The 13,861-nt window shown below is 37.5% G+C and carries 12 protein-coding genes, 9 tRNA genes and 1 rRNA gene; 20 read left to right on the forward strand and 2 right to left on the reverse strand.

Features of this window, described 5'->3' with window-relative positions; translation table 11 throughout:
• The first annotated feature begins 55 nt into the window (after positions 1 to 55).
• The 11 genes from rrf (at position 56) to rocF (ending at position 2,004) form a co-directional block, all read left to right on the forward strand.
• Positions 56 to 171 (forward strand): 5S ribosomal RNA (gene rrf / locus AC1UFB_RS19055).
• Positions 172 to 181: 10 nt separating this feature from the next.
• Positions 182 to 256, forward strand: a tRNA-Asn gene (locus AC1UFB_RS19060).
• A 5-nt stretch (positions 257 to 261) separates the two neighbouring features.
• Positions 262 to 336, forward strand: a tRNA-Glu gene (locus tag AC1UFB_RS19065).
• A gap of 22 nt (positions 337 to 358) precedes the next feature.
• Positions 359 to 434, forward strand: a tRNA-Val gene (locus tag AC1UFB_RS19070).
• A gap of 10 nt (positions 435 to 444) precedes the next feature.
• Positions 445 to 520 (forward strand) — tRNA-Thr (locus tag AC1UFB_RS19075).
• Between the two features lie 9 nt (positions 521 to 529).
• Positions 530 to 613: transfer RNA gene (locus AC1UFB_RS19080), tRNA-Tyr, on the forward strand.
• A gap of 6 nt (positions 614 to 619) precedes the next feature.
• Positions 620 to 694 (forward strand) — tRNA-Gln (locus AC1UFB_RS19085).
• Between the two features lie 4 nt (positions 695 to 698).
• Positions 699 to 771 (forward strand) — tRNA-Lys (locus AC1UFB_RS19090).
• A gap of 9 nt (positions 772 to 780) precedes the next feature.
• A tRNA-Gly gene (locus tag AC1UFB_RS19095) sits at positions 781 to 855 on the forward strand.
• Between the two features lie 22 nt (positions 856 to 877).
• Positions 878 to 953, forward strand: a tRNA-Ala gene (locus AC1UFB_RS19100).
• Positions 954 to 1,104: 151 nt separating this feature from the next.
• Positions 1,105 to 2,004, forward strand: coding sequence for an arginase (gene rocF, locus AC1UFB_RS19105; protein ID WP_482589747.1), 900 nt, complete (start codon positions 1,105 to 1,107; stop codon positions 2,002 to 2,004).
• Between the two features lie 38 nt (positions 2,005 to 2,042).
• On the opposite strand, the gene AC1UFB_RS19110 is transcribed toward rocF, so the two are convergent.
• A complete protein-coding gene (locus AC1UFB_RS19110; RefSeq protein ID WP_100346476.1) occupies positions 2,043 to 2,192 on the reverse strand; it encodes an aspartyl-phosphate phosphatase Spo0E family protein in 150 nt (49 codons plus the stop codon).
• 168 nt (positions 2,193 to 2,360) lie between these two features.
• Here AC1UFB_RS19110 and sigW point away from each other — a divergent pair, with 168 nt between their 5' ends.
• The 6 genes from sigW to glmS all read left to right on the forward strand — a co-directional run bounded on the left by sigW (position 2,361) and on the right by glmS (position 9,634).
• Positions 2,361 to 2,924 carry an RNA polymerase sigma factor SigW gene (gene sigW, locus AC1UFB_RS19115; protein WP_025911472.1) on the forward strand — a complete coding sequence of 188 codons (564 nt, stop codon included), beginning with the start codon at positions 2,361 to 2,363 and terminating at the stop codon, positions 2,922 to 2,924.
• A 12-nt stretch (positions 2,925 to 2,936) separates the two neighbouring features.
• The gene (locus AC1UFB_RS19120; protein ID WP_061786224.1) at positions 2,937 to 3,554 is read left to right on the forward strand and encodes an anti-sigma factor family protein; all 618 of its coding nucleotides are present in this window, start codon (positions 2,937 to 2,939) and stop codon (positions 3,552 to 3,554) included.
• Between the two features lie 191 nt (positions 3,555 to 3,745).
• On the forward strand, positions 3,746 to 4,567 hold the full coding sequence (gene cdaA, locus AC1UFB_RS19125) for a diadenylate cyclase CdaA (RefSeq protein WP_100346474.1): 822 nt from the start codon (positions 3,746 to 3,748) through the stop codon (positions 4,565 to 4,567).
• Positions 4,560 to 6,026: a CdaR family protein gene (locus tag AC1UFB_RS19130; protein ID WP_328100728.1), complete on the forward strand. Its 1,467-nt coding sequence runs from the start codon at positions 4,560 to 4,562 to the stop codon at positions 6,024 to 6,026. Before cdaA ends, AC1UFB_RS19130 begins: the two co-directional genes overlap by 8 nt.
• Positions 6,027 to 6,060: 34 nt before the next feature.
• Positions 6,061 to 7,407, forward strand: a complete 1,347-nt coding sequence (gene glmM, locus AC1UFB_RS19135) for a phosphoglucosamine mutase (RefSeq protein WP_100346472.1) — start codon at positions 6,061 to 6,063, stop codon at positions 7,405 to 7,407.
• Positions 7,408 to 7,831: 424 nt separating this feature from the next.
• A complete protein-coding gene (gene glmS, locus AC1UFB_RS19140) occupies positions 7,832 to 9,634 on the forward strand; it encodes a glutamine--fructose-6-phosphate transaminase (isomerizing) (RefSeq protein WP_025911479.1) in 1,803 nt (600 codons plus the stop codon).
• A 705-nt stretch (positions 9,635 to 10,339) separates the two neighbouring features.
• On the opposite strand, the gene AC1UFB_RS19145 is transcribed toward glmS, so the two are convergent.
• Positions 10,340 to 10,780, reverse strand: coding sequence for a hypothetical protein (locus AC1UFB_RS19145; RefSeq protein ID WP_100346463.1), 441 nt, complete (start codon positions 10,778 to 10,780; stop codon positions 10,340 to 10,342).
• A gap of 230 nt (positions 10,781 to 11,010) precedes the next feature.
• Here AC1UFB_RS19145 and AC1UFB_RS19150 point away from each other — a divergent pair, with 230 nt between their 5' ends.
• The 3 genes from AC1UFB_RS19150 to AC1UFB_RS19160 all read left to right on the forward strand — a co-directional run bounded on the left by AC1UFB_RS19150 (position 11,011) and on the right by AC1UFB_RS19160 (position 12,758).
• Positions 11,011 to 11,187: a hypothetical protein gene (locus AC1UFB_RS19150; protein ID WP_326046346.1), complete on the forward strand. Its 177-nt coding sequence runs from the start codon at positions 11,011 to 11,013 to the stop codon at positions 11,185 to 11,187.
• 508 nt (positions 11,188 to 11,695) lie between these two features.
• Positions 11,696 to 12,211 carry a hypothetical protein gene (locus AC1UFB_RS19155; protein WP_025911185.1) on the forward strand — a complete coding sequence of 172 codons (516 nt, stop codon included), beginning with the start codon at positions 11,696 to 11,698 and terminating at the stop codon, positions 12,209 to 12,211.
• Between the two features lie 106 nt (positions 12,212 to 12,317).
• Positions 12,318 to 12,758, forward strand: a complete 441-nt coding sequence (locus AC1UFB_RS19160) for a hypothetical protein (RefSeq protein ID WP_411831220.1) — start codon at positions 12,318 to 12,320, stop codon at positions 12,756 to 12,758.
• The last annotated feature ends 1,103 nt before the right edge of the window (positions 12,759 to 13,861 follow it).

Here is a 13,861-nt window from a genome sequence, read left to right on the forward strand (position 1 = left end):
AACTTAGTACTCAGCGAAATGTTATCTAGTTTTGAGAGAATAATCTCAAATCATGTCTGGTGGCGATAGTAGAGAGGTCACACCCGTTCCCATGCCGAACACGGAAGTTAAGTTCTCTAGCGCCGATGGTAGTTGGGACTTTGTCCCTGTGAGAGTAGGACGTTGCCAGGCTTTATAAGATTCCACAGTAGCTCAGTGGTAGAGCAATCGGCTGTTAACCGATCGGTCGTAGGTTCGAGTCCTACCTGTGGAGCCATTTATGGCCCGTTGGTCAAGTGGTTAAGACACCGCCCTTTCACGGCGGTAACACGGGTTCGAATCCCGTACGGGTCACCACTTAATTTTATACAAGAAATTTGGAGGATTAGCTCAGCTGGGAGAGCACCTGCCTTACAAGCAGGGGGTCGGCGGTTCGATCCCGTCATCCTCCACCATGAACATGTTGCCGGTGTAGCTCAACTGGTAGAGCAACTGACTTGTAATCAGTAGGTTGGGGGTTCAAGTCCTCTTGCCGGCACCATTGTTTTCTGGAGGGGTAGCGAAGTGGCTAAACGCGGCGGACTGTAAATCCGCTCCTTCGGGTTCGGCAGTTCGAATCTGCCCCCCTCCACCATCTTATTGGGCTATAGCCAAGCGGTAAGGCAACGGACTTTGACTCCGTCATGCGTTGGTTCGAATCCAGCTAGCCCAGCCATTAAGAGCCATTAGCTCAGTTGGTAGAGCATCTGACTTTTAATCAGAGGGTCGAAGGTTCGAGTCCTTCATGGCTCACTCTTATATGCGGAAGTAGTTCAGTGGTAGAACACCACCTTGCCAAGGTGGGGGTCGCGAGTTCGAACCTCGTCTTCCGCTCCAATTATTATTATTTCGTTTTGTTGGGGCCTTAGCTCAGCTGGGAGAGCGCCTGCCTTGCACGCAGGAGGTCAGCGGTTCGATCCCGCTAGGCTCCACCAATTACATAAATTATTCACCTCTAAACAACGGTTTAGAGGTTTTTTTGTCTCTTTTTAAGTTGTATATATATTCAGAAAAGTGTTGAGTTGAGCCATCCTTACTTTTAGCTATACAATAGGAGTATGAAAGATAAAAAGGGGAGAAAGAGAAATGAAAAATGTATCAATTATTGGTGTACCAATGGATTTAGGCCAAACACGTCGAGGGGTAGACATGGGGCCAAGTGCGATTCGTTATGCGGGAGTAGTAGAGCGAATTGAAAATATTGGTTATGTGGTTAAGGACGAAGGGAATATTGAAATTGCTCCTGCAGAAAGAGTACATAATGATTTAAAAACAAATTTAAAAAACTTGAAGGCTGTAGCAGATGCTAGTGAACGATTAGCGTCTAAAGTAGATCATGTTATTACAAATGGCAATTTTCCACTTGTACTTGGTGGTGATCATAGTATTGCTATTGGAACGTTAGCCGGTGTTAGCAAGCATTATGAGAATCTTGGAGTTATTTGGTATGACGCACATGGAGATTTAAATACGGCTGACACTTCTCCATCAGGCAACATACATGGAATGCCACTAGCAGCTAGTCTAGGCATTGGGCATCCAACGTTAACAAATATTTTTGGATACATGCCAAAAATTAAGCCTGAAAACATTGTGATTATTGGTGCACGTTCTTTAGATGAAGGAGAAAGAGAATTAATTAAAGAGATTGGCATTAAGGTATACACGATGCATGAAGTTGATAGACTTGGAATGGCAAATGTTATGGAAGAGACAATTTCTTACTTGAAAGATAAAACAGATGGAGTACATTTGTCACTCGATTTAGATGGTTTAGACCCTCATGACGCACCTGGAGTAGGAACACCTGTTATTGGAGGAATTAACTACAGAGAAAGCCATCTAGCTATGGAAATGCTAGCTGAATCTAACGTCGTTACTTCAGCTGAGTTTGTAGAAGTTAATCCCATCTTAGATGAGCGTAATAAAACAGCAACGGTGGCTGTTGCGTTGATGGGTTCTTTATTCGGCGAAAAATTACTATAAAAAAGAATCAGCTCTTGTTGTTGAAAACAAGGGCTGATTTAGTTTGATTGCTTTGTATATTGGTTTAATAGTGTATCTAACTCTGAGCTTAACCTCAGTACCTCTTTAGAACATAGAGATGTTTGTTGTGCAGTATTTAACATCATGTGGCGATGCTCTTCAATTCGTTCCAGTAAATTTTTCTCCATCAGCGACATTCCTCACTTTATAATAGTCTTTTACTTCATAAATATCCCAATTCAAAAAATCTTAAACATAAACATCAAATTTTTGTTAAAATAATTAAGCATGAATGAAACTTTAATTAGAAGTAAACGTATATATACTATCCCGCAATGGGCGGAGGTCACTTTTACATGGAGTTATTATTAAAGCGGAAAATAAAAAAAGTAAAAAAAGGCGATCAAGATGCGTTTGCTGATATTGTAGAATATCATAAAGATAAGCTCTATCAGCTATGCTATCGCATGTTAGGTAATCGTGAAGAAGCGCAAGATGCGGCTCAGGAAGCTTTTATTCGAGCCTATGTTAATATTCACAGTTATGACTCATCCAAGAAATTTTCCACATGGCTATATCGGATTGCAACAAATCTTTGTATTGATAAAATTCGTAAAAAGAAGCCAGATTATTATTTAGATGCAGAAGTAGCTGGAACGGAAGGTCTTAATATGTACTCACAGATTGCTGCAGACCAAGCACTCCCTGAAGATGAATTAGAAAGAGGAGAGCTGCAAGACTTAATTCAATCTGAAATTTTAAAGCTACCTGAGAAATATCGTACAGTTATTGTGCTGAAATATATTGATGAACTTTCTTTGAAAGAAATTAGTGAAATTTTAGAGCTACCGATTGGTACTGTAAAGACAAGAATTCATAGAGGAAGGGAAGCCTTAAGAAACAGACTTCGCCATTTGTAAGGAGTGAAAATAATGAAATGCTCAAGTTCCTATGTAAATCTAATCCATGAATACTTAGATGGAGATCTTACAAAAGAGAATGAACAGTTATTGAAGCAGCATTTACAGGAATGTGATGCATGCCAAGAACATTTTAAACAATTAAAGCGAACCATTGCTTTTGTTCAAAGCACTTCTCATATTGATACACCTATGAACTTTACGGCTAATATTATGGCAGGTCTTCCTAAAGAGAAGAGCGCTGTAAGAATGAATCGTTGGTTTACCAATCACCCATTTTTAACAGCAGCTGCTGTGTTTACGTTGTTAATGTCTGGGGCTACTTTTTCAGCATGGAACACTAACGAAGAGTTTGCAGTCTCTAAGCAGGATAACCTTGTGATTGAAAACAAGACTGTTATTGTACCGGCTGGCGAAGTGGTTAAAGGAGATGTTACTGTACGCAACGGTGATATAAAAGTAGAAGGAACGGTAGATGGAAATATTACAGTTATTAATGGTGATCAATACCTTGCATCTGCGGGGGAGGTTACCGGTGATATTGAAGAATTAGACCAAATGTTTGAATGGATTTGGTACAATGTAAAGAATGGTGTTAAAGACGCAGTTAACCTGTCAAATAATGAATAAAAACAAGTTCCCTTGACGGTAAAAATAAAGATTTGCTAAAGAATCGTCCCCGGTCATCACGACTATTGGACGATTCTTTTTGTAAATAAAAACCAATTGTTGTTATGTCTAACTAGTAGGGAATTTTAAATTTATGATATAATAAAAAAGTTATGTTTAATTGACTACATATAAATAGAGGAAGTGAGACGATGCCTTTTGGAGAGCTACCGATCTTCGCATATTTAGGAAATATAATCGATGTTCTCCTTGTTTGGTTTGTTATATATAAATTGATAATGGTCATCAGAGGTACGAAAGCTGTACAGTTACTCAAAGGAATAATCGTCATCGTTGTTGTACGCTTTATTAGTAACTTCCTGGGCCTAAACACATTACAATGGTTAATGGATCAAGCCTTAACATGGGGATTTTTAGCAGTTATTATTATTTTCCAACCTGAAGTTCGCAGAGCGTTGGAGCAATTAGGAAGAGGGAGTTTATTTTCTAAAACTAGCCTTCCTGAAGAGGATGAACGCGCATTAACAATTGAAGCTATTACAAAAGCTACGCATTATATGGCAAAGCGTCGTATAGGAGCTTTAATTTCGATTGAGCGAGAAACAGGAATGAATGATTATATTGAAACAGGTATTCCGCTAAATGCCAATGTTTCATCAGAGCTATTGATTAATTTATTTATTCCTAATACGCCATTGCATGATGGAGCCGTTATTTTACAGCGCAATCAAGTTTCAGCTGCAGCTTGCTACTTGCCACTTTCCGAAAGCCCCTTCATTTCAAAGGAGCTAGGAACTCGTCACCGAGCAGCTGTTGGTATTAGTGAAGTAACAGATAGTATAACGGTTATAGTATCTGAAGAAACAGGTGGTATTTCTGTGACAAAGAATGGTGAGTTATATCGTGAGTTAACAATTGATACGTTAAAAGAAATGCTTGAGAAAGAGTTGGTTAATACTTCAAGAGCATCTTCTTCAGCTCGTTGGCAATGGAGGTCGAAGAAGAATGGATAGATTATTAAACAATCCTTGGATCATGAAAATAGTTGCGCTTCTTTTAGCTTTGATGCTTTATCTATCTGTTAGCATCGATAATCAAGATACAAATACAATCCTTGGCACAAGTAAATCATCAGGAACAGGTACAGAAACCATTACAAATGTTCCTGTGGAAGTCTCCTATGATCAAGATAATATGATTATTAGCGGTGTTCCAGATACGGTTAATGTTACTTTAGAAGGTTCTAAAAGTGCTCTTCAACAAGAAAAGCTAAAGCAAGACTTGGAAGTATATGTGGATTTAAATAACTACGGTTTGGGAGAGCACCAAGTAGAATTACAACACCGAAATATTTCGGATCGTCTGGATGTTAAAATTGATCCGCAAGTCGTAACAGTTAGCATTGAAAATCAACAATCACAAGAATTTCCAGTAGAAGCAAGCTTTGATAAAAATCAGGTAAAAAAAGGTTATAAAGCGGGCTCTGCACAAATTAGTCCAGAGACGGTAACGGTTACTGGAGCTAAGAGTCAGCTATCGCAAGTAGCCTATGTAAAAGCTCTTGTTGAATTAGATAACGTAAGTAAAGATGTAAATGAACAAGCAGAGGTAGTAGCATTTGATAAAAACCTGAATAAGCTAGATGTAGCTATTGAACCAGAAGTAGTTAATGTTACAATCCCAATTGAAAATAGAAGTAAGAAGGTTCCGATTAGCCTTGAGCAAACGGGCACCTTAGGCGAAGGAATTGAAATTACAGATCTTTCTTTAGATAAAGATGAAGTAACCGTTATTGGTGAAAAAGACGTATTAGATTCTATCTCGTCAATTGATAATATCCCAGTCGACGTGACGGGGATTTCCAAAACTTCCGAAGTAAAAGTTGATGTCCCTGTTCCAGAAGGTGCAGATAGCGTTCAGCCTAAGCAAGTTACAGTGAGTGTAAACGTAAAAAAGCTGGATGAAGAAGAGGAAGAAGAAACTGACGCAGAAGAAACCTCTGTAGCCGAAGAAGAGAAAGATGGAAAAAAGTCGTTTGAAAGCTTGTCAGTGTCATTAAATGGTCAAAACTCCAAATATAAATATGAAATTTTATCTCCTAAAAACGGAGCGGTACGAGTTGACCTATCAGGACCACAACAACAGCTAAGAAATGTTACTCGAAGTGATATTGGTATATCTGCCAATGTCGCAAGGTTAACACCTGGTGAGTTTTCGGTTCCTATTTCTTTAACGGTTCCAAGCGGGATTGAAGGCACTCTTTCTACAAAAACGCTACGAGTGAAAGTTAGTGAAAGAAACCCTTCAGATGAAGAAGAACAAAACCCTTCTGAACCACCAGAAGAAGGCGGTAATAATAATCCGGACGAGCCTTCTGATCCGTCTGATAATACCGGATCTAACGAAGAGGATGAAGGTAACGTTGAAAACAATGCAAGTAATGAAGAAAGTGGCTCATCATCCGCAAATTAAATATACACAATGGACATAAAAGGAGAGAAAAAGAATGGGTAAGTATTTTGGAACAGACGGTGTAAGGGGTGTTGCAAACAGTGAATTAACACCTGAGCTTGCATTTAAAATTGGTCGTTTTGGAGGATACGTATTAACAAAAGATACAGAACGACCAAAAGTCCTAATCGGTCGCGATACGCGTGTATCAGGGCATATGTTAGAAGGAGCTTTGGTAGCAGGTCTTCTATCTATCGGAGCGGAGGTAATGCGCTTGGGTGTAATCTCAACTCCAGGTGTTTCTTACTTAACAAAAGCGCTGGGTGCACAAGCAGGGGTTATGATTTCTGCTTCACACAACCCAGTGCAAGATAACGGAATCAAGTTTTTTGGTCCAGATGGATTCAAGTTATCTGATGCTCAAGAAAATGAAATTGAAGCATTAATTGATAATCCCAAAGATGAGCTACCAAGACCTGTTGGTAAAGATCTTGGACAGGTAAATGACTATTTTGAAGGCGGTCAAAAATATCTTCAGTATCTGAAGCAAACAATCGATGAAGATTTTTCTGGCTTACACGTTGCGCTTGACTGTGCACATGGTGCGACTTCATCTCTAGCAGCACATTTATTTGCAGACTTAGATGCTGATATTTCAACAATGGGTGCATCTCCAAATGGATTAAATATTAACGAAGGTGTTGGTTCTACTCACCCTGAAGCATTATCAGCATTTGTGAAAGAAAAAGGTGCGGACGTAGGATTAGCTTTTGATGGTGACGGCGACCGACTAATTGCAATCGATGAAAATGGTGACATTGTAGATGGCGATCAAATTATGTTCATTTGTGCAAAGTATTTATTTGAACAAGGGCGTTTAAAACATAACACGCTTGTCTCTACGGTTATGAGTAACCTTGGATTCTACAAGGCTCTTGAAGCAAACGGAATTGAAAGTGCTCAGACAGCGGTTGGAGATCGCTACGTGGTAGAAGAGATGAAAGTACATCAATACAATTTAGGTGGAGAGCAATCAGGTCATATTATCTTCCTTGATTATAACACGACAGGAGACGGTATGTTGTCTGCGATTCAGCTTGTAAACATTATGAAGGCAACAAATAAAAAATTATCTGAACTAGCAAACGAAATGACAAAGTTTCCACAGCTGCTTGTAAACGTGAGAGTAACGGATAAACATCACGTAACTGAAAACGAGAAGGTAAAAGAAATAATTACCGAAGTAGAAAAAGAAATGGCTGGAAACGGTCGCGTTCTTGTTCGCCCTTCAGGTACAGAGCCACTTGTGCGCGTAATGGTTGAAGCACCAAGCCAAAATGAGTGTGAGGCTTACGTAAACCGCATTGTTGAAGTTGTAAAAGAAGAAATGGGACTAGAGTAGTTCATCATTCTATGCATAAGCAGTGACCACATGAGCTGCTTATGCATATTTTTATATTATGCCAATTGTACAAAGCGGCACGCAAAAAGGCCTGTTTTTACTATTGGTAATAAAGATAATTGACGATTTCTTATGCTTTGTTGTAAGATTAAATCTGTTCGTCTCTAGTTTACAAAAGGAGGGAATGTTAAAAGTAATTTAATATATGTAAAAGCGCCTGAACTAAGTCTGAGACGACAGTGGCTTAGTTGACGAGGAGGAGGTTTATCGAAGTATCGGCGGATGCCTCCCGGTTGTTGATTATCACAATCGAAAGCTTAATGTGAAAAACAAAGGGGTGACTCTTTGGACAAACGCATTAAGAAGATAATCGTTATTGTGAAGAAGGTAACGTTCTTCATTACTTTAAGGAGGATTACAATCTATGTGCGGAATTGTAGGTTATATTGGAACTCAAGATTCAAAGGAAATTTTATTACGTGGTCTTGAAAAATTAGAATATCGTGGATATGACTCAGCGGGTATTGCAGTTGTTAATGACGGTGGCGTACACGTATTCAAAGAAAAAGGACGTATTGCTGAACTACGTCAATCAGTCGATAATAACGTTGTAGCACCAGCTGGTATCGGTCATACGCGCTGGGCAACACACGGTGTTCCAAGCCGTGAAAATGCTCACCCACACCAAAGTCATAACGGTCGCTTTACGCTAGTTCACAACGGAGTTATTGAGAACTACGCAATCTTAAAGCGTGAGTATTTACAAGATGTTGAATTCAAAAGTGAAACGGATACAGAAGTAATCGTTCATTTAATTGAAAAAATTGCAAGTGAAGGATTAGAAGTAGAAGAAGCATTCCGTAAAGCGGTAAGCTTACTACACGGTTCTTATGCACTAGCATTAATTGATAATGAAGATAAAAACACAATTTATGTTGCTAAAAATAAAAGTCCGTTACTTGTTGGTTTAGGTGAAGGCTTTAACGTTGTAGCAAGTGATGCAATGGCGATGCTACAAGTAACAAACCAATATGTAGAGCTAATGGATAAAGAAACAGTAATCGTAACAAAAGAAGCTGTTACAATTAAAACATTAGATGGTGAAGTAGTAGCGCGCGATCCTTACACTGCTGAATTAGATGCAAGTGATATTGAAAAGGGTACGTATCCTCACTACATGCTAAAAGAAATTGATGAGCAGCCTCTAGTAATGCGTAAAATCATTCAGCAATATCAAGGTGCTGACAATGAACTTCATGTTGATGAGGATATTGTAAAAGCAATGAACGACTCTGATCGTGTATATATCGTTGCTTGTGGAACAAGTTACCATGCTGGATTAGTAGGAAAACAATTCATTGAAACTTGGGCGAAAGTTCCAGTTGAAGTCCACGTAGCGAGTGAGTTTTCTTACAACATGCCACTTTTATCTGAAAAACCACTATTCATCTTTATTTCTCAAAGTGGTGAAACTGCAGATAGCCGTGCAGTTCTTGTTCAGATTAAAGAGCTTGGTCACAAAGCATTAACAATTACAAACGTTCCGGGGTCAACTCTATCTCGTGAGTCAGATTACACGTTATTATTACACGCTGGTCCAGAGATTGCTGTTGCTTCTACAAAAGCATATACTGCTCAGCTAGCAGTACTTTCAATTCTAGCAGCAGTAACTGCACAAGCACGTGGCATTAAGCTTGATTTTGACTTAATGCAAGAACTAGCGATTGTTGCTAATACAATGGAAGTTCTATGTGACGATAAAGAAGAAATGGAAAGCATCGCTCTTCAATTCTTAGCAACAACGCGTAACGCATTCTTCATCGGACGCTCTGTTGACTATTACGTTGGATTAGAAGGTTCTTTAAAGCTTAAGGAAATCTCTTATATCCAAGCAGAAGGATTTGCTGGTGGAGAGTTAAAGCACGGAACAATTGCGTTAATTGAGAACAATACGCCTGTTATTGCCCTTGCAACACAAGAGCATGTAAACTTAAGCATTCGCGGAAACGTAAAAGAAGTAGTAGCGCGCGGAGCTAATCCTTGCATTATCTCAATGAAGGGCTTAGAAACAGAAGAAGATCGCTATGTAATTCCAAAGGTACACGAAACATTAGCACCTTTAGCAGCGGTTATTCCATTACAATTAATTTCTTACTACGCAGCTCTACACCGTGATTGTGACGTAGATAAACCACGTAACTTAGCTAAGTCTGTTACGGTTGAATAATAACTGATTAGTTTTTTAGATCATATTGTGTCTAAAATAAATTAAGGTTCCTTATATAAAATAAGCGTTCCTTAAATAAAATTAATGTTCCTAATCCGAAGGTTTTTCCGGTACTTTTCCCGGCAGACCTTCGGTTTTTTTTGTGTGAAATTCAGTGGGTATCCAATCGTAATCCAATCCCATGTTCAACTAAAATTCAATCCATATCCAGTCGTTTTTTTTCAATTCCGTATTCCCCAAAACCTTTGTCCAGTAAGGGTTCAGTCAGACTCCGGTTCTTTTTCAGTTGGTTTCCTCACACTATTGAATCGGTATCCTTTCCAGTGATTTTCCTCACACTTTAGAATCAGAAAGTCCTCAATCATCTACTCTGTATCCATCTATTCTGGAACGTAATTTTTTTATCAAATTCATTGCAAAATCGGTACAATTTTGGGTGAAAATCAGCAAAAAGGCGGGAACGTAATTATTCTATAACAGAAAATGGAAGGGGTAGAAAAAGGGGAGTGAGCCTTTGTGAGAGAAGGAGTTGAGGAGAGTGAGAAGGGGGACGGGCGTGGTAACGTTAATTTTCGATGGGGACATAGTAGACGTGCGAGGATTTTATTTAGAAAGGAAAATGAAAATCATGATTGTTAAAAAGTGCAGATCACGAATACAAAGAACAAAAAAATCCTCCTGATAGTCAGAAAGATTTTTTTATTATCAATATACCACATGAAAATGCTCACTGGCACAACCATGGCATGTATCTTTATCAAACCGATGTTCTACTGCAACTTTTCCCCCGCAGAATTGACACTTTCGATATTGTCTTTTTCTTGAATTTATTGTTTTCATAAGCAACTCATGGATTATTTCTTGTTGTTGCTCTTTATTTAATGACTGCAAGGTCTCCCATGATAATGAATGTTTTTTGTATATTCCTGGAACTGGAGATGGCATATAACCGTCCCATTGAGTAGCCTCATATCCAAATTCCAAGCTGTCGACTGTTGTCCGTAAATAGACCTCTGGTTCATCTGCAAATCCTTCTAACTTAAAATAAAATGGATAATCCTTTAATACTTTCTCATTTTCATTAAATGGATATTTTTCATATAGTGAGTTAATCCACTCACGTGTTCTTATCTTCAGTGGTTTCATATGGGTCAATCCTTTTTACTCGATTATTGGTCAATGAAATTATATCATGTGGAAACAAACAAAGCATTATGGGTAGATACTAATAATCTTCCTATCAAGATAAAAGTTGGTTTCCAAACTTGCAAAGGAGTCGGGAAGAGCAGCGGGTAGCCTATTTATTAAAGGAGAAAAGTTTTTGAATTGTGGTAAGATGGAGGAAATTAGGTAGAGAAAGTTATTAAAAAGGAGAGATAAATTCGGATGTTTATAAGTTAGGAGAAATATTATATCGTGAGAACCCCCAGAAATGGAATAAAGAGATAAAAGAAAAGCGATTTTTCTTAAATAAGGATAGTATCGAGCAAATCAACATTCAAGTTAATTTAGTGAACTCAGGAAAATTGAAATACCAAGACGGACATTATTAAGAACGATAAAAGAGTAATTCTGGAACTATATTAAGTAGCGAAATTACATAGAAGGAGCTTCATTAATTACACAAAAGTCAATTCTTAATGTATGGAATTGACTTTTTATTCTAATACATCTGCTTAGCGTATAATATTCGCGTTTTGTCGGCAGGGCCCCTATATATACTTCATAATCGATTGAGTTGGCTTTCCTTCAGGTTTTTATCAAGTTCCTCAGCTTACCTGCTCTTTATCTGTTTGTTAAGAACTTTTTAAAAATGCCTGTATACTTTTAACACCGGCCTTGTTTGCAAAGGAAAATTATACTTGCAGAATGCAACATATTTATCCGTTTGGAAAGAAAACAAAATTTATTTTGTTAAATGAGACAAATGCCTAGTCTAGGGACATAAGTGAAACATACCATAGAATTGTAAATTGGTTTTAAAAGGTATTTAACCTCATTTAACACGCGATATTGCTTCTTTTTTTAGAAGTGAAAAAATTTAAAAAGGGTGATAAAAAAATGGAAGCCCAAACAGAAAACTATAAATATTTATTGGGATGGTGTACCGACATTTATGTTCATTGGGAAAGTGTGAAACCGAAGTTCTCAAAACTCTTTGACTTAAGAACTTTAGAGGAATGGGAAGAGACATGGCGTAATTTAATGAGTAAATTACAAAAAAATTTAACAGTAGACTCTGAGGACTTTGAGACAGCTACAAGTCTGTATGAACAGTGGGCGGTGCTATACAAAGAAGCACATCCAAATCTAGAGGGTAATGAATCCGATGAGAGAGAAAATTCGGATCAGGATTTGAAAAGTGAAACATTAATGGCAATAAAGCCTTTTGTTGATTATGGTCTAAAAGAAGTTGCTCTTACTTCCTATGAACATGCGCTAACTGAAATTGCCGCAATGGCCTACCTTCTGGGAAAAGGCTTTGATCAACAAACAGCTTATAAAACCGTTGAATCTTGGGAAGTAAATGAAATGTTCGAAACCGAATATGGAAGATTCAAAATGAATAAATATTAAAATAATTTATTAGACTTTCTTTCTTTTTTTAACACTCTGATGTATAGATAGAAATTAAACTTTAAACTCTTGTATTTATGATTATTACGAAACGAGGAATCAACTTTTGCAAACTGCACAGAAACTCATGGTTAGTATACCTTTTCCATCAAAATGGGGTATTTCGGCTTCTATAGCCGGTCGACCCATTATTTGGGGAGTACTCATCATTAATTCTATTACAGGTAATAATAAAGTATCTGGTACAATTAATTTTCGTGGTACACCTATTCAAATTAATGGGTATTGGGAAGAAAACACCAAACAAATAAGTTTTGATTCACCATATGCCTCATTTTTTGGTACCTTAACTATATTTGATGATCCCTCGATTAGAATTCGTCATTTCGTTTTAAGTGGACGGTTTATTATGAAACATCCCTCTTTGCTTGCAGGTGAGTACGGAACTTGGATTGCTACAACTGATACAGCACTCACTGAAACTCCTATATATCAGAACGGCGTTCCTCCTGCCGGAGTCTTTTTAACATCAGATATCCTGTACTAAATCACTACCCTCCCGTTACACTATGGTAAGATATCTTTATATATCACATATATTAGGCGCACTAGTCCGTTAATCCACTTGAATAAATTATTTTTGTGTCACCCCGAATAATACTCTTTTTTTTTAGATTATGGTAATGGTTTCACATCAACCGGTTTTTAAATAGTATTTAGGAATGGATTCATTTTGACAATCGATTGTTCCCTTATCCATAAAGCCGATTATTTCTCGTAAGTTGAGGAAAAATCGGCTTTATTCATGACGAATTATGCTTAGCGTATGTTTTAAGCGCTTTTTGTTGGTGGGATTCCTTATATATAAAATAGCCTTATAATCAAAACGGTTGCTATATTTCATTGCTAAAAACTTTTATTGATTCCAAATTCTCTTTAAATCCAATGGAACGAATACCTTATTCCCATGTATCTCCCTATGTATGATAGGATTTGAAAAGCATTGATCTAAACTTAACCCTTCTTTTTTATGCCTAGCTCTTATAAAGTCTTCGGGTAATCGCATAACACTTGCTCCTTTTATATTTTTTATAAAACAACTCTTGGTAAAGCTGCTTAGCTTGTTGATTGCAAATGTTTCGAAGCTAGACCTGTCTTTACGTCATTTTTTACTGTTATAAATAACGCCGCCTTTAATTTTTACTTTATTATTAGAATGATGTATAAGAATATTTTTTATAACTTCCAATTTTATCCTGATTTTAAATGACCAAAAACCCACAGTTATGTAATTATATTTGATAAATGGCACCATTTTTTTGATAGAAGCCTCTTTTCCTCTGTACTACATTTTTTATCTTCAATTCCTGACACCTAGGCCGCTACTGTTTGGTGATCAAGGACCTTAATTTTATTGATGTTAAGTTAAAATGTTCGTATAAAAAAGTGAAAGGAGAAGATAATATTGAAAGTAAACAACTAATAGAGAGGACGATAAAAATGAATCTAAAGTGGTTAAGGCTATTACCAGCAGTTTTTCTATCTGCCATCATGTTATTGGGGTGTAATAATGTAGAAGAGGATAAGGATCCACCACCACCTGAAGTGGATGTAGATCCTGACACAGAAGAACCCATTGAAGATCCTGAA

Source organism: Priestia sp. KCTC 13724, assembly GCF_056820425.1.

What these genes read in the sequence shown, in the direction of transcription:
- rocF (WP_482589747.1), top strand. Translation starts at nt 1,105, where the DNA reads ATGAAAAATGTATCAATTATTGGTGTACCAATGGATTTAGGCCAAACA.
- AC1UFB_RS19110 (WP_100346476.1), bottom strand. Translation starts at nt 2,192, where the DNA reads ATGGAGAAAAATTTACTGGAACGAATTGAAGAGCATCGCCACATGATG.
- sigW (WP_025911472.1), top strand. Translation starts at nt 2,361, where the DNA reads ATGGAGTTATTATTAAAGCGGAAAATAAAAAAAGTAAAAAAAGGCGAT.
- AC1UFB_RS19120 (WP_061786224.1), top strand. Translation starts at nt 2,937, where the DNA reads ATGAAATGCTCAAGTTCCTATGTAAATCTAATCCATGAATACTTAGAT.
- cdaA (WP_100346474.1), top strand. Translation starts at nt 3,746, where the DNA reads ATGCCTTTTGGAGAGCTACCGATCTTCGCATATTTAGGAAATATAATC.
- AC1UFB_RS19130 (WP_328100728.1), top strand. Translation starts at nt 4,560, where the DNA reads ATGGATAGATTATTAAACAATCCTTGGATCATGAAAATAGTTGCGCTT.
- glmM (WP_100346472.1), top strand. Translation starts at nt 6,061, where the DNA reads ATGGGTAAGTATTTTGGAACAGACGGTGTAAGGGGTGTTGCAAACAGT.
- glmS (WP_025911479.1), top strand. Translation starts at nt 7,832, where the DNA reads ATGTGCGGAATTGTAGGTTATATTGGAACTCAAGATTCAAAGGAAATT.
- AC1UFB_RS19145 (WP_100346463.1), bottom strand. Translation starts at nt 10,780, where the DNA reads ATGAAACCACTGAAGATAAGAACACGTGAGTGGATTAACTCACTATAT.
- AC1UFB_RS19155 (WP_025911185.1), top strand. Translation starts at nt 11,696, where the DNA reads ATGGAAGCCCAAACAGAAAACTATAAATATTTATTGGGATGGTGTACC.